This is a genomic window from Burkholderia sp. PAMC 28687 (assembly GCF_001577465.1).
In the GTDB taxonomy this organism is placed as follows: Bacteria; Pseudomonadota; Gammaproteobacteria; order Burkholderiales; family Burkholderiaceae; genus Caballeronia.
This window is the reverse complement of the sequence record NZ_CP014506.1, coordinates 549,682-563,935: the sequence shown is the minus strand read 5'-3', so window position 1 is coordinate 563,935 and position 14,254 is coordinate 549,682. Positions and strand designations below refer to the sequence as shown.

General features: G+C 60.2%; 13 protein-coding genes. 4 read left to right on the top strand and 9 right to left on the bottom strand.

The genetic code is table 11. From position 1 onward, the window contains the following. Position 1: 1 nt before the first annotated feature. On the bottom strand, positions 2 to 1,522 hold the full coding sequence (gene adh, locus AX768_RS17935) for an aldehyde dehydrogenase (protein ID WP_062001465.1): 1,521 nt from the start codon (positions 1,520 to 1,522) through the stop codon (positions 2 to 4). A gap of 201 nt (positions 1,523 to 1,723) precedes the next feature. Then, positions 1,724 to 3,088 (bottom strand): hypothetical protein, encoded by a 1,365-nt coding sequence (locus AX768_RS17930; RefSeq protein ID WP_062001464.1) that lies wholly within the window; start codon positions 3,086 to 3,088, stop codon positions 1,724 to 1,726. Between the two features lie 209 nt (positions 3,089 to 3,297). On the opposite strand from AX768_RS17930, the gene AX768_RS17925 reads away from it, so the two are divergent. Genes AX768_RS17925 through AX768_RS17915 form a run of 3 tightly spaced genes read left to right on the top strand, consistent with a single transcriptional unit; the run spans position 3,298 to position 6,128 of the window. Further along, positions 3,298 to 3,846: a lysozyme gene (locus AX768_RS17925; protein WP_075358173.1), complete on the top strand. Its 549-nt coding sequence runs from the start codon at positions 3,298 to 3,300 to the stop codon at positions 3,844 to 3,846. 13 nt (positions 3,847 to 3,859) lie between these two features. After that, positions 3,860 to 4,894 (top strand): hypothetical protein, encoded by a 1,035-nt coding sequence (locus AX768_RS17920; RefSeq protein WP_155524276.1) that lies wholly within the window; start codon positions 3,860 to 3,862, stop codon positions 4,892 to 4,894. A 34-nt stretch (positions 4,895 to 4,928) separates the two neighbouring features. Then, positions 4,929 to 6,128, top strand: a complete 1,200-nt coding sequence (locus AX768_RS17915; protein WP_062001461.1) for a DUF2235 domain-containing protein — start codon at positions 4,929 to 4,931, stop codon at positions 6,126 to 6,128. A 64-nt stretch (positions 6,129 to 6,192) separates the two neighbouring features. On the opposite strand, the gene AX768_RS17910 is transcribed toward AX768_RS17915, so the two are convergent. From AX768_RS17910 to AX768_RS17885, 6 genes are all read right to left on the bottom strand, one after another. Further along, positions 6,193 to 6,525 carry a DUF4148 domain-containing protein gene (locus AX768_RS17910; RefSeq protein ID WP_062001460.1) on the bottom strand — a complete coding sequence of 111 codons (333 nt, stop codon included), beginning with the start codon at positions 6,523 to 6,525 and terminating at the stop codon, positions 6,193 to 6,195. A 341-nt stretch (positions 6,526 to 6,866) separates the two neighbouring features. Continuing rightward, positions 6,867 to 7,934, bottom strand: a complete 1,068-nt coding sequence (locus tag AX768_RS17905; RefSeq protein ID WP_062001459.1) for a LacI family DNA-binding transcriptional regulator — start codon at positions 7,932 to 7,934, stop codon at positions 6,867 to 6,869. 64 nt (positions 7,935 to 7,998) lie between these two features. Then, on the bottom strand, positions 7,999 to 9,330 hold the full coding sequence (locus tag AX768_RS17900) for an MFS transporter (RefSeq protein ID WP_062001458.1): 1,332 nt from the start codon (positions 9,328 to 9,330) through the stop codon (positions 7,999 to 8,001). Continuing rightward, the gene (locus AX768_RS17895; RefSeq protein ID WP_062001457.1) at positions 9,330 to 10,061 is read right to left on the bottom strand and encodes a ribonuclease activity regulator RraA; all 732 of its coding nucleotides are present in this window, start codon (positions 10,059 to 10,061) and stop codon (positions 9,330 to 9,332) included. The genes AX768_RS17900 and AX768_RS17895 overlap by 1 nt, the downstream gene beginning before the upstream one ends. 22 nt (positions 10,062 to 10,083) lie before the next feature. After that, positions 10,084 to 11,850 (bottom strand): L-arabinonate dehydratase, encoded by a 1,767-nt coding sequence (araD, locus tag AX768_RS17890; protein WP_086386608.1) that lies wholly within the window; start codon positions 11,848 to 11,850, stop codon positions 10,084 to 10,086. A 105-nt stretch (positions 11,851 to 11,955) separates the two neighbouring features. Next, positions 11,956 to 12,633: a TetR/AcrR family transcriptional regulator gene (locus AX768_RS17885; RefSeq protein WP_062001455.1), complete on the bottom strand. Its 678-nt coding sequence runs from the start codon at positions 12,631 to 12,633 to the stop codon at positions 11,956 to 11,958. Between the two features lie 54 nt (positions 12,634 to 12,687). On the opposite strand from AX768_RS17885, the gene AX768_RS33715 reads away from it, so the two are divergent. Beyond that, positions 12,688 to 13,257: a response regulator gene (locus AX768_RS33715; protein WP_231941508.1), complete on the top strand. Its 570-nt coding sequence runs from the start codon at positions 12,688 to 12,690 to the stop codon at positions 13,255 to 13,257. A gap of 17 nt (positions 13,258 to 13,274) precedes the next feature. Here AX768_RS33715 and AX768_RS17875 read toward each other — a convergent pair whose 3' ends face one another. Continuing rightward, complete coding sequence (locus AX768_RS17875) at positions 13,275 to 14,120, bottom strand: phytanoyl-CoA dioxygenase family protein (RefSeq protein ID WP_062001453.1); 846 nt, start codon at positions 14,118 to 14,120, stop codon at positions 13,275 to 13,277. Positions 14,121 to 14,254: the final 134 nt, after the last annotated feature.

Genomic DNA, 14,254 nt, shown 5'->3' with positions numbered 1-14,254 from the left:
TTTAGAAGAAGCCGAGCGGTTTGTCGCTGTAACTTACCAGCAGGTTTTTCGTCTGCTGATAGTGGTCGAGCATCATCTTGTGATTTTCCCGGCCAATGCCAGATTGCTTGTAACCACCGAACGCCGCGTGCGCCGGGTATGCGTGATAGCAATTCGTCCATACGCGGCCGGCCTGGATGTCACGGCCGAATCGGTAAGCCCGCGTACCATCGCGTGTCCACACGCCTGCACCAAGACCATAGAGCGTGTCGTTGGCAATTTCGAGCGCTTGCGCTTCATCCTTGAAAGTCGTGACCGACACCACGGGTCCGAAGATTTCCTCCTGGAAGATGCGCATCTTGTTGTGGCCTTTGAACACGGTCGGCTTGATGTAATAACCGTTCTTCAATTCGCCATCCAGCGTATTGCGCTCGCCACCGATCAGGCATTCCGCGCCTTCCTGCTTGCCCAGATCGATATACGACAGAATCTTTTCCAGTTGCTCTTGCGAGGCTTGCGCGCCGATCATCGTGCTGGCATTGAGCGGATGGCCCTGGCTGATTGCGGCCACGCGCTTGAGCGCACGTTCGATGAACTTGTCGTAGATGCTCTCTTCAATCAGCACACGCGACGGACACGTACACACTTCGCCCTGATTCAGCGCGAACATGGCGAAGCCTTCGAGCGCCTTGTCGAAGAAGCTGTCGTCCGCGTTCATCACGTCGGCGAAGAAGATGTTCGGGCTCTTGCCACCGAGTTCGAGCGTCACTGGAATCAGGTTCTGGCTCGCGTACTGCATGATCAGGCGGCCGGTCGTGGTTTCGCCGGTGAATGCGATTTTCGAAATGCGTTTGTTCGATGCCAGCGGCTTGCCCGCTTCGAGCCCGAAGCCGTTGACCACGTTCAGCACGCCGGCCGGCAGCAAGTCTTCGATCAGTTCGAGGAACACGAGGATCGATGCCGGCGTTTGTTCTGCCGGTTTCAGGACCACGCAATTGCCGGCGGCAAGCGCGGGCGCAAGCTTCCATACCGCCATCAGGATCGGGAAATTCCACGGAATGATTTGCCCGACCACACCTAGGGGTTCGTGGAAGTGATAGGCAACCGTGTCGTTATCGATTTGAGAAATCGAGCCTTCCTGCGCACGCACTGCGCCGGCGAAATAGCGTAAGTGATCGATTGCAAGCGGGATATCCGCGGCCATGGTTTCGCGTAGCGGCTTGCCGTTGTCGATTGTTTCGGCCACCGCGATGCGCGTCAGATTCGCTTCCATACGGTCGGCGATCTTGTTCAGGATGTTCGCGCGCTCGGTGGGCGAAGTCTTGCCCCACGCAGTCTTGGCCTTGTGCGCTGCATCAAGCGCGAGTTCAATGTCGGCTTCGCGCGAGCGCGGAATGGACGTGAACGCTTCGCCTGTGATCGGCGAGATGTTGTCGAAGTATTCACCGCCTACGGGCTTGACCCATTGTCCACCGATGAAGTTGCCATACTGCTTTTTGTACGGGAAGTCGGTGTTCAGGAACTGCATCTCAGCGTGATTCATGTGCGTGCTCCTCGCATGTCGGTGAGTGTGACCGTCACGGCGAACATTCCCGTGACCGGTGGAAAACTGCACGCGAGATGCGTGCCAACTTCCGCATGCCCGACCGGCAAAGAGCAAGTCTAAATCCGGCATAGTTCCATTGCTCCGTTTCGGAACACCTGCGCCGGCGCACTGTCACTCAACAGAACACATTTAAATAAGTTAGTTCGATGGCCCTCGTCTGTCGTGATTGCTCACACTAAAGACGCGGCTTGTCAGCGTGTCGAGCATACGGAAGAAACCATCGGCGGCGTAGCCGGCAAGGAACGCGAGGCCCGATGCGGTCAGCGTCAACACGCCCGCACCCGCGCTCACCTGCGTCGCAACCGATGACGGACTGAAGAACAATCCGACCGCAACGCCCGCCATCAAACCCAACGGTACGCGCATCAGCGCAAGTGTTTCGTCCCTTGGAGCAAGGAGGTTACCGGTGATCTTGTTGCCAATATCGCGCAGCAGCGAAGCAATGGTGCCGACCAAAGCAAAGAGGATTGGAAGGACATAACTCGCGTACGCGGACAACACCAGCGTGATCGACTGGATGGCCTCCTGCGGCGCTTTTGGTTCTTCGTCGCGCAACGCGCCCGTGCGTGTTCCGGTCGTCCATTCGCCCCGTCCGAACGCGGTCGGAAACATCCACATGAGGACCCTGGAAGGAAAGCTGTTGGCGAAAGTCGCCGCGTCGGCGATCGACATGTCGTAGCGCGCCTGCATATACGACCACTCGTTGCATAGCAGGCGAACCGTATTCGTCTGGTCTTCGATGCTCGACGCATCACATCGCTCGGGCACAGTCTTGCGGTTCGCGATGACTCTTTGATCGGCGGGGCTGGCCGCGTTTTCCTTGTCGACTTCTGCATAGATTTTCTGCGTAATATCGGTTGCAGCCCTTCCGTCTGTTTCAAAACGCGCGGTGATCTGCACGCCGTACGTGACAAGCCATAAGAGCACGGCGGCGAAGATCGTCACGCATACGCCAATGACCGTGTTGGACTTGTGGATCCATCGGAACCGGCGTGCGCTGCCGATTAGCCCCGGATAAGCCTCGCGCGCCACCGACGCACGGGTCTGCGCTTCCCGGTCGGGATCGTGCGCACCCTGAATGGGGCGTTGCTCTTCAACGAAGATATAGGTGTAGGCGATGCTCAACCCCGTCGCCGGATACGCAAGACTGTTCAACCGGTCTTTCACGTAAAACAGCAAGGTGGCGTCGTAAGCCTTGTCGGTTGAAGGCGGTGTCGGCGGATAGCGCAGCTTGCACACCCACTTGATGGTTTCGAACGCATCGAGCGTGGTGTCATGCTTTCCGCAACAGGCGGGTTTCTCTTCCGTTGGGGGCGCGACGTCCGTGGCGCTCCTGGCGCCCGAGGGTGGTAGTGGAACCTTGCCGTCGAGGTCCCAAATGTGCGCGTTCGGCCGGCCCGATATGAAGTCGAGCAGCAGGTGCACTTCGTTCAGTTCGCGGCGGAAGATGAGTTCGTCGAATGTGCCGGGATGGTGATGGTTGTTCTGGTCCGATGGCGCCATCGATTACCTCGATTGTTTTAAGGTGCATCCAGAAGACGATTTAAACGGTCTGCGATTTAAGACGCAGGCTGTAAATGCAACACGTTGTGTGGTCCGGCCCACGCAGGTTCGTTTCCAAAACAAGTTCACTCGTTCGTTCTTCGTATGGCGCGTCAAGGCGCCTGCATGCCCCGCGCAAGGCCATTTGGCAAGCGTCCAAGGAGAACGTCATGACCCCTCGCCCCGTATGCAATGCCGCTGTCAACCTGGTGAAGCAATATGAAGGCATCCCGGGATTCGGCGATGGCACGGGGACCATCCGACCTTATCTCGATCCGGTAGGTATCTGGACCATTGGCTGGGGACACGCCATCTCAAGCGGAGGCCACTTCCTGCGCGGCAACGCCTCGCTCGCCCAGGTCAAGGCGCTGTACCCCGCGGGCATTACTGTCGCGCAAGCAGAAACGCTGCTGCAAGGCGATCTCATGCAGGCGGGGGCCGGCGTGCTGGCATTGGTGACCATTGCGCTCAATGACAACCAGTACGGCGCGCTGACCAGCTTCGCGTTCAACCTCGGCATCGCAAATCTTCGATCGTCCACGCTGCTGACCCTGCTCAACGCCGGGAATTTCACGGGCGCCGCAGACCAGTTTCTTCGCTGGTGTCACGCAAACGGGCAGGCGTTGCCGGGCCTGCTAAAACGCAGGAATGCGGAGCGCAGCTTGTTCCTCGAGCGGGTTTCGTTGCCGCTTAATGCCGTTGCCGAGCACGCAGACTGATTCGGGAGGGCATATGAAATTGTTTTGCCGCGCTGCACTGACATTGCTCGCGTCGCTGCTGCTCTGCACCGCCTCGCACGCCGAGCCTGAAGTCATACAAGGCTCACTTGGAGACGTCATCCGCGTTCCGATAACTGCCGACTGCCCGGCGCAGTCCGTTGTCCGGCAATACACGCTGATCGTCGATGGCAACAACACCGGCATCCCGGCGCAAGGTTGCGGGGGCGACCCGCACGCCGTATCGTTCCTGCTGGACGGGACAAGCGGTGCGGTACCGCCGGAGAACGCGGCGGCATGGCATCGGATGACCGGCTTTCCGTGGCAAGGCAACGGTTCCGCGCTTGCGCGCGAGCTCTCGGCAAGCGTCGCCGGCGCCGACGGCAAGTCGGTCGCCGGCCCGGGCACCACGCTTTTGTTCACTTGGTCGCGCGCGTGGCGTATTGCGGTAGCCGTCGTCATAGCCATCGCGACGGTGGCGCTCTTCGTCTGTCTCGGGGCGAAAACGGCCATGCTGCGGGACGTGGGCGCCGAGACCACCGTTCCCTTTCAGGACCGCACGTTCAGCCTCGCGCGCACGCAGATGGCTTGGTGGACAGCGATTATCGTAGTGTCTTATGTGTTCGAATGGCTCGCGCTCGGTGGGGTGCCGCCGCTATCCGCGCAGCCGCTCGTCCTGATCGGTTTGTACAGCGTCCTCGGCGTCACGGCGCGCGGGGTGGACCTGTCGAGGCGCACGCAATTCCCACCGACGACACCGCATTTTTTCAAGGACCTCACAAGCGACGAAAGCGGCGTCGCCGTCCACCGGGTGCAGATGCTCATCTTTACGATCGTGGTCGGCCTGATGTTCCTCAATCAGGTCTTTACCACCTGCACGATGCCCCGGTTCGATATCAACACGCTCTTGCTGCTGGGTATCAGCGGTGCAACCTACATTGGCTTCAAGACGACCGAAGCGCAGCCGAAGACCGATGGCGTGGCAACATCGGAAGACATGGCGGGCGAAGCGTTCAAGTCGGGGTATTCCACGGGGGACGCTCACCCCTGATTCGCCGCAACGCAATCCAACAAAAAGGAGAGTCATGCCAAAGAATATTGTGTTCTGTGCCGACGGCACCTGGAACGGCCCCAACTCCGGCGAAGATGACGACACGCCCAAGACCACCAACGTATGGAAGCTGTTCCTGAACCTTGCCAGCGATCCGCATTCGGGCGCCGTGGTCTATGCAACCGAACAAGAATCGTCGCTGACTGCGGATGGGACATGCCTGCAAGTGGCCAAGTATCTGCACGGCGTGGGCGACTCAGACAACGCCATCATCAAGATGCTCGGCGGCGTTTTCGGGTGGGGATTGATCGCGCGGATCGTCCGCGGTTACACGTTCATCTCGCGCAATTACGAAGAGGGCGACCGCATCTTCATCATCGGCTTCAGTCGCGGGTCCTACACCGCCCGCGCGCTTGGCGGACTGATCGTCGATCAGGGTTTGCTCAATGCAAAGACGCTCGATCTGGCCGACCCGATAGTCGGTTATCGCAACGGGGTTGCTGCATGGCGCGCGCATCGTTCGAACCGGGTGACGGCCATATCGAAGACGTGGAACACTTCCATTGTTTCATTGTTCAGGGATGTAACGAGCTTCCTGACACTGAATCCGCCCATCGACCCCAAGGATCTCGTTCCAAACGTAAAAATCCAGGCAATCGGAGTGTGGGATACGGTCGGCGCCATGGGCATTCCGCTCTATGTGGAATCCAACGATGCACGCGTGGACGTGTTCCGCTTTGCCGATACATCCTTGAGCCCCGCTGTGCAGTACGGTTTTCATGCGATCAGCCTGGACGAAGAGCGGGGCGACTTTACGCCGACGCTGTGGGACGAACGCGCGAACGTCACGCAAGTGCTTTTCCCCGGCGCGCATTCGGATGTCGGCGGAGGTTACCCTTCTACGGACAACGAAAGTGGTTTGTCCGATTGTGCGCTCGCATGGATGACAAGCAGTCTGGCCGAGATCGACAACGGCATCATTTTCCAGAATCCTTACCTGCCGATGTCGCCAAGCGCCCTTGGGGTAGCGCATCGACCGTGGGCGAGCGGCGTGTTCGTCGATCTTCCGCATGGACCGCGCGACTTCTCGAAGTTCCTTCCGCTTTGCGCCTATCACTCGATTCGTGATCGTCTTGCGGGAACATCAGTGCTTGGAGACCCGGCAGGCACCCCTGGTCCTTATGTTCCTTCGACACTTGCGAACTATTTCCCGACCGTCAAGACATGGATCTGACGACAAGGCGAACACGTTGTGGGGCATCGGGCACGACAAGCCGCCCAATGCCCCACGCACTACCTTACTGTCCCTTGTAGACCGCTTGTGTATCGACCGCGGCTTGTGGGCGTCCCGCCTGCGATGAACCGCTGGACGACGTCCCGTACTCGCTGTTTTGCGGCATCTGCATCTGCGCCTGCGCCTGGTTCTTTTCGGCCACGCGGGCGAGCGCGGCTTGCAGTTCAGCAGGGTAAGTCGTGTCGCTGGCGCTGCCGGTGTATCCGGCTTCGCGAAGCTGCACGAGTTCATTATTCACTTGCTCACGAGTGATTGGCCCGTTTCCCTGCTGAGCAAATGAGGTGATCGGCGCGGCCAGAACCGAAACAACAAGGACCGCATAGATCGACGATTTCATAGTTACCTCCAGAAGTTGTGTCCTGCGACTGAGAGCCAGATACGCAGGGTATTTCCCCGGTGTGATAAAAATTTAATCGCCGGTGTTACACACGATTAGTAAGTTTCTTATATGCCATGTAACGCCGACTCAGGCATGGCCCAGCTCAACCGTGCACCCTTCTTGTCGTAATCTTTTACTACGTGCTTCGATCAATCAAGCCCACCACATCGATCGGCCCGGTTGATCCGGGAGTGATTGTTATCGATCGATGAATGTAGTGTCGTCGGCAAACGGACTTGCCGAAACCATGCATGAGAAGGGGCTGAAGGAGCCCGTCGGAAGGAGGGATGCGTTTGACTTCAGACCGTCTCGCGCTCGACGATGTGAAAGCCTACGTCGCTGATGCTCGCATGCTGCTCGCCTCTCAGGCGTGCGAGCAGACACTGCGCTGCGTTGAGGCCGATATGCGTGCCGTCCACGCGCACAGTGGTGAGGGTGGGGCTTGTTTCCGATGCAAATTCAAGGTCGCCGAATCCGCAGATGGACAACTGCGACGGCACGTCAATACCGCGCCGTTTCGCTTCGCCAAGCACGCCGATGGCAAGCAGATCCGAGCCGCAAAACACGGCGTCCAGTTGCGGCATGCGGGCGAGCAATTCCGGCAGCGCGGCTTTGCCCACCGATACCGAACTCGGCGGCGACACGATCACGTCGGCAATGTTGCAGATTCCTTCATGGGCGAAACGCGCTCGAAAGCCGGTGATGCGCGCGATCGCGCGGTCATCGTTGGCGGAAACGAGCCCCGGATAACGCACGCCCCGCGCAATGAAGCGCTCGGCCACCGCAACGCCCACTTGATAATGCGAAAAACCCACGAGCATATCGATAGGCGTGTCCGTCATGTCCCACGTTTCTACAATCGGAATACCGACGTTGCGCAGCCGCTCACGCAACGAATCCGTATGCGCGACGCCGGTCAGCAGCACACCTTCGGGACGCCGGCTCAGCACCGCGTCGAGCAGGGTTTCTTCGCTCGTGTCGCTGTAGCCGCTGAGCGCGAGCAGCACCTGATACCCGGCCTTCGACATCGTTTCGCTAAAGACTTGAATGGTTTCCGAGAACAACGAATGCGCGATGGTCGGCACAATGGCCGCGATCAACCGTGACCTCGACGAAGACAATCCCCCTGCCAGCCGGTTCGGCACATAGCCAAGCTTCTGGACGACCCGCCGCACGCGCTCGAGCGTTTCGGGCGCGACGGTTTCGGGACTGTTGAATACGCGCGAAACCGTGATGGGCGAGACGCCTGCGGCCGTGGCGACGTCGGTGATCCGCAAGCCCTTCGGGCCGCCGCGCGTTCGCTTCACGCGCGTGGCGCCACTAGTTGGGTCATCGATGGAAAACGCAGCGGGCTTGTCGTTCGGCATGATTCGCTTGGAGCGTGGAAAGGTTAAACGCCGCTATTGTAGTTGGCAGCCGGTGCCAGGCAACTCAAGCCGCTTCCACGCGCCGCTCGCGGGCGACATCCCCCTGGGCATGACGCTCACGCCGCATCAGGATCAACGTGACGATACCGAATGTGAAGAGACACGCTGCTGGAATCAGCATGGGCGCCTTGGTGCTGCCGCTCGCCTGCCTGACCCAGGGCACGAGATTCTGCGCAATGAAACCACCCACGTTCCCCAGCGAATTGATCGCCGCGATGCCCGCTGCTGCACGCGCGCCGGTCAGGAACCTGGGCGGCAGCGTCCAGAAGCACGGCAGCAGCAAATACATGCAGGGCGCGCCGAGACTCAACGCAATGAAGCGCAGCGTGTTGGTCGGCAGGAAGACGCTACCGAGAAAAAAGATCACGCCGAGCACCGCTGCGCACAACATGGCGGCCATCGTGCGGTTCGCCGCACGCAGTTTCGACGGCAGCCATATCAGCACGAGCGTTGCGAGCAGCCACGGAATGATGTTGATCAGGCCGTTGACCGTGTTGCTCACGCCAAAGCCTTTGACGAGCGTTGGCAGCCAGTAGCTCACGCCGTAGACGGACATCGAAAGCATCATGTAGTACAACGCCATGCCGATCACGCGCGGTTCCGTCACGACGCTCAGGAAACTGCTCTTTCCGGACTCCGATTGCGCGGCAAGTGCGCGTTCTTTCTCGAGCGTACCGGCGAGCCATTTCTTTTCGGCATCGGTAATGAATTTCGCTTTGAGCGGAGACTCGGGCAGGTACAGCAATACGACCGCAGTAAGCAGGATCGATGGAATGCCGGTGATGATGAACACCAACTGCCAGCCTTGCAGACCGAGCAAGCCGCCCTTGTCGAGCAGCCAGCCGCAGATTGGCGCACCCACCATGTTGCCGAGGCTGCTGCCGATCGTGAAGTAACCCAACATCCGCACGCGATGCCGCGATGGAAACCATAGCGTCAGGTAATAAATCACGCCCGGATAAAGCCCCGCTTCCGAAGCGCCCAGCAGGAAACGCAGCACATAGAACGAAGTCGCGTTCTTCGTGAACGCGAGCAGCACGGTCACGATGCCCCACGTCAGCATGATGCGCGCGATCCATCGCGGCGCGCCGAACTTGTGCAGCAGCAAATTGCTTGGCACTTCGAAAATCAGATAGCCGATAAAAAACAGCGATGCACCCAGCCCGTACGCCACTTCGCTCAAGCCGAGACTGCCGAGCATCTGCAACTTGGCGAAGCTGATATTCGACCGGTCGATATACGCAATGAGGTAGAGCAAACCGAGGAGCGGCATCAGCCTGAGTGCGATGCGGTTGATCAGCGGCGTTTCATCGATAGAGGGCTGGGCGGTATCCATCATTTTTGCGCACGCCATTGTGCGTAGGCAGCAAGCGTTTCTTCGTTCGGCGGATACGTGCCGCGCAAGGGCCTGCCCTCATCGATTCGCTGCGAGATAAAAATTTCCAGTTGCTCCTGTTCGGTTGCATCGCGTGCGACATCTTCCGCCATTTCGTGCGGCACGATCACGACGCCATCCACATCCGCGACCACGATGTCTCCCGGATAAACCGCCACGCCGCCGCACGCGATCGGCACGTTCATATCGACCGCGTGATGCCTGGCCAGATTGAGCGGTGCGCTCGCGCCCGCGCACCACAGCGGCAAGCCGAGGCCGGAGATCGTGCCGCTGTCGCGCACGGCGCCGTCGGAGACCATGCCTGCGACGCCGCGCTTCGCAAGCCGCAGCGCGAGAATCGATCCCACCGACGCCACCGACCGGTCGCCGCGGCAGTCCTGCACGAGCACGCTACCCGGCGGCGCGCTCTCGACCGCCTTGCGTTGTGGATGGTCCGGGTCCTGGAACACCCCCACGTGATCGATGTCCTCACGCGCCGGAATATTGCGCAGCGTGAACGCAGGGCCGACAAGATTCGGCGCGCCCGGCTCCGGCTTCACGAGCGGAGCGACGCCTTGCAGGAAGACATTGCGCAAGCCGCGCTTGAACAACTGCGTGGTGAGCGTCGCCGTGCTGACATGGCGCAACAACTCCAGCGCTTCGGCGCTGACGGCGGTACCGGAGGAAGTCATTTAGTCAGTACTCGGAATAAAATTAATGAATCTCGGGTTCGTCGCGATCGGCGTTCGTGGAGGCGGTGGACGTCGTGGATGCCGTCAGCGGTTCTTCGAGGAAATCGAAGTCGCAACCCTTGTTCGCCTGCGTGACATGAAGCTGGTGCATCACGCCGAACCCGCGTTCGAATGGTCGCTTCGGCGCTTTCCATGCAGCCTTGCGCGCGGCGAGTTCTTCGTCGCTGACATTGAGATGAAGGCGCCGGCCGGGGACATCGAGTTCAATCATGTCGCCGTCCCGCACCAACGCAAGCGGACCGCCTACGAACGATTCAGGCGCCACATGCAGCACGCACGCGCCGTAACTCGTGCCGCTCATGCGTGCGTCGGAGATGCGAACCATGTCGCGCACGCCTTGTTTCAGGAGCTTTTGCGGTATCGGCAACTGGCCCCACTCCGGCATGCCCGGTGCGCCGACGGGTCCTGCGTGCTGCAGCACGATCACGGACGCGGCAGTGATGTCGAGGTCTTCGTTGTCGATGCGCGCCGCCATGTCCGCGTAATCCTTGAATACCACGGCCGGGCCACGCGCTTTCAGCAGATGCTGTTCCATTGCGGCGGGTTTGATCACGGCGCCATCGGGGGCGAGATTGCCGGTCAGCACCGCGAGGCCATCGCGTTCCACGACCGGGTTGTCGCGCTTGCGGATGACGTCGGTATCGAAGATCTCCGCGCCTTCTATGTTCTCCGCGAGCGTCGTGCCGCTCACCGTCATTTGCGAACCGTCGATCAGCTTTCCCAGCTCCACGAGCAGCGCGCGCAAACCGCCTGCGTAGAAGAAGTCTTCCATCAGGTACTTGCCCGCCGGGCGCAGGTTGGCGAGCACGGGGGTGATGCGCGCGAGTTCATCGAAGCGCGCCGTCGTCAGGTCGATGCCCGCGCGGCGCGCCACCGCCACCAGATGGACGATCGCGTTGGTCGATCCCGACATGGACAGCACGGTGGTGACGGCGTTATCGAAGGATTTGGCGGTCAGGATGTCCGATGGCTTCTGGTCCGTCCAGACCATCTCCACGATCCGCTGGCCGGTGAGCGAAGCGAACTGCGCGTGGCGCGAGTCGACAGCGGGTATCGATGAAAACCCTGGCAGGATCAGGCCGAGCGCCTCGGTGGCGGTGGTCATGGTCGATGCCGTGCCCATGGTCATGCAATGGCCCGGCGAGCGTGCGATACCACTTTCGATGCCCTTCCATTCCTCTTCCGTGATTTTCCCGGCGCGAAGTTCGGCCCAGTATTTCCAGGTATCGGACCCGCTGCCGAGCGTCCGGCCGTTCCAGTTGCCGCGCAGCATTGGGCCGGCGGGCAAGAAGATGGTCGGCAAGTTCATGCTGATGGCACCCATCAGCAAGCCGGGCGTGGTCTTGTCGCAACCGCCCATCAGGACACAGCCGTCGAACTGATACGACTTCAGCAGTTCCTCGGTTTCCATCGCGAGGAAGTTGCGGTAAAGCATGGTGGTCGGTTTCTGGAACGGCTCGGCAAGCGTCATGACCGGCATTTCGACCGGGAAGCCGCCGGCTTGCCAGACGCCGCGCTTGACCTCTTCCACGCGCTGCTTGAAGTGCGTGTGGCACGAGTTGATTTCGCTCCACGTGTTCACTACCGCAATGACGGGTTTGCCCATGTAATCGGACGGGTGATAGCCCATTTGCGCGGTACGCGACCGATGTCCGAACGAGCGCAAGTCGTTCACGCCATACCATCGGAAGCTTCGAAGTTCTTCTGGGGTTTTACGTTTTGGGGCCAAGCTTTTCTCCAGGCCGGGTTGTATCGTGAGCGGATGGTAACGCTATCATTCGAGTTCGTCCGTAGGGGGTTTTACGGACGAACTGGTCGATCAGCCGGTGCGGCGCTACCCAATCCGCATTTGTTCGATGGTCGCATCGACCAGCGCGTCAGCGCTTTCCACGCCGTCGGCTGCGAGCGCGAGGCCGTTCAGGCGTCCATCTATAAGCAAGGTGGCGAGGCCGTGCACATAAGCCCAGGCGGCGGTCATGGCGACGGCGCGGGTGGCATCGAGTTTTGGCGGTGGCTGCGTCGCTTCCGGGGTGTCATCGGTGACATCGGATAAAGCCAGCGCCGACGCACGCCGCGCCTCGACCAGCGATGGACGCGTGTTGTCGAGCATTTCCGCTCGCGACATGAGCCGGAACAAATCCGGGTTCGTCACCGCGAAACTCACGTAGCCGCGCGCAATGGCACGGCGCCGTTGCGGCCCGGGCTGCAGGCCATGCGCGTGTTTCGCCATGGTTTCGGTGAGACGAAGATGGCCGCTCGCTGCGAGTTCGCTCAGGACGCCGGCGGTATCGCCGAAATGATGTTGGGGCGCCGTGTGCGACACGCCGGCTTCGCGCGCGATGGATCGCAGGCTCAGCCCGCCGATGCCGTCATGGCGAAGCACGGTTTCAGCCGCCGCCAGCAGCGCGTTGGGGAGCGAACCGTGGTGATAGGGCTTTTGCTCGGACGTTACATCAGCGGACTGCGTTTTCTTCGACCGGGAAACCGCTGCGGGTTTTCGGCTTTCGTTCATAGGGAATCACGGACAAGGAGATGAGAGGGGCTCTAAAAACTTTCCAACGGAAACATGCTCGCGGCGTGCGCTGCGATTGTCAACTGCTTTTCTCGCGCTTGTAACAATGACCCGCACGCCGCAGACAAATACGCCGGACGTGCGCCACGGCTGCGCCGGCGTCACCTGGCATTGTCGTTGCATAGCTTGTCTGTGAACGCGCGATCTCGTTCATCCCACCTGCCAGCAGGACGAAAACTCCGAGCAGAAAAACCGCTTAATACCGAGGGAATCGTGCATATCCTTTTTATCGACGACCATAAAGATTCAGCCGATGCATTTGGCGAAATAGCCTCGGGCCTGGGACACAAAGTGCAGGTGGCGTATGACGGCCGCGCCGCGCTGGAGCTGACGCAAGCGCAGAGCTTCGACGTGGTTTTCTTCGACATCGAACTGCCGGACGCCGACGGCCGCGAACTTTGCAGGAAGGTGCGCGAAGACGGTGCATCGCGTGACGCGTGCGTGATCGCGGTGACCGGGCGCACCGATCTGCGCGACGATGACCTCGAACCGTTCGACGGATATCTCCACAAACCGATCAGCGCCGGCGCTTTGGAACGGGCGCTGCGGTTTTCCGAAGGGTAAATCGATAAACCCGCGCCCTAACGCCGTGCGTTCGTGCGCCCCTCTGCGTTCGTCGCGACAGCGACGGCGTCGAGATTCTGCGGATATGGAAAATTCAGGCCGAGCAACTGGCGCATCGTCGGACTGGCGTTTTTCACAAACGCCTCGCCGGCCATCGCGCGCAGGTCTTCCATCGGCTTGACGAACTTCGGCAGGTACTGGATCAGCACGGCGCTGCGGTCCTGCGTGCTGTGATTCGGCATCGCGCAATGCCACGTCGCGCCGAAAAACACGATCGCGTCGCCCGGGTCCGCTTCCATCCGTTCGCAGCGTTCGAAAAAGGCATCGCCATCGCCGGGATATCGCAGTTCGTGCTGCGTGTGAGGCACGAACGCGGTCGCGCCGGTCAGCGGCGTGAATGGATCGAGTGGAATGGTGACTTGTGCGTTGAGCGGAAAGCTGGTGTTGATGCCGACCGGAAACGTGCCAGGTGCATGAAAATCCCAGTATGGATAATCGATATGCGGTTCCTGTCCCGGCCCGTCCGGCAGAATCCGGTTGGCGGCAATCGATCCCATGATGAAGTCATCGCCGAGAAAAAGCCGCATTGCTGCGACGATCACAGGATGCTCGGCCATCTCTGAAAATACACTGCCTTTAGCCAGCAGATTCCAGACACGCCGCTGCAAATGCAGCCGCTGCTCTTGTACCGCCTGCCCCTGGAAATGCGTGACGGTCTGCGCGCGATCGTCGGAATGCGCCATCACGACACGGCGCGCCTCCGCGACCTGCGCTGCGCTGAACGCCCCTCGAATGCGCACCGCGCCGGGACCGTGCAAAAGTGCTTCGACCACGCCGTCAGGGGTCATGGCATCGGCCTGCATGCTGTTCACGGCTGTCTCCTTGTTTTTTCACCACGGCGCTTCGGCCGCTGGTACGGACAAGCATAGAAGAGCGTTCACGCCAGTGCAACGAAAATTTCACCTGAATTAAACATGGAATTTTCATTCCAATTCAT

Excerpts from the sequence above, each read along its gene's own strand:
- AX768_RS17920 (WP_155524276.1), top strand. The coding sequence starts at position 3,860 with ATGAAATTGTTTTGCCGCGCTGCACTGACATTGCTCGCGTCGCTGCTG.
- adh (WP_062001465.1), bottom strand. The coding sequence starts at position 1,522 with ATGAATCACGCTGAGATGCAGTTCCTGAACACCGACTTCCCGTACAAA.
- AX768_RS33715 (WP_231941508.1), top strand. The coding sequence starts at position 12,688 with ATGCTCGCGGCGTGCGCTGCGATTGTCAACTGCTTTTCTCGCGCTTGT.
- AX768_RS17925 (WP_075358173.1), top strand. The coding sequence starts at position 3,298 with ATGACCCCTCGCCCCGTATGCAATGCCGCTGTCAACCTGGTGAAGCAA.
- AX768_RS17915 (WP_062001461.1), top strand. The coding sequence starts at position 4,929 with ATGCCAAAGAATATTGTGTTCTGTGCCGACGGCACCTGGAACGGCCCC.
- AX768_RS17875 (WP_062001453.1), bottom strand. The coding sequence starts at position 14,120 with ATGCAGGCCGATGCCATGACCCCTGACGGCGTGGTCGAAGCACTTTTG.
- AX768_RS17885 (WP_062001455.1), bottom strand. The coding sequence starts at position 12,633 with ATGAACGAAAGCCGAAAACCCGCAGCGGTTTCCCGGTCGAAGAAAACG.
- AX768_RS17895 (WP_062001457.1), bottom strand. The coding sequence starts at position 10,061 with ATGACTTCCTCCGGTACCGCCGTCAGCGCCGAAGCGCTGGAGTTGTTG.
- AX768_RS17910 (WP_062001460.1), bottom strand. The coding sequence starts at position 6,525 with ATGAAATCGTCGATCTATGCGGTCCTTGTTGTTTCGGTTCTGGCCGCG.
- AX768_RS17900 (WP_062001458.1), bottom strand. The coding sequence starts at position 9,330 with ATGGATACCGCCCAGCCCTCTATCGATGAAACGCCGCTGATCAACCGC.
- AX768_RS17905 (WP_062001459.1), bottom strand. The coding sequence starts at position 7,934 with ATGCCGAACGACAAGCCCGCTGCGTTTTCCATCGATGACCCAACTAGT.
- AX768_RS17930 (WP_062001464.1), bottom strand. The coding sequence starts at position 3,088 with ATGGCGCCATCGGACCAGAACAACCATCACCATCCCGGCACATTCGAC.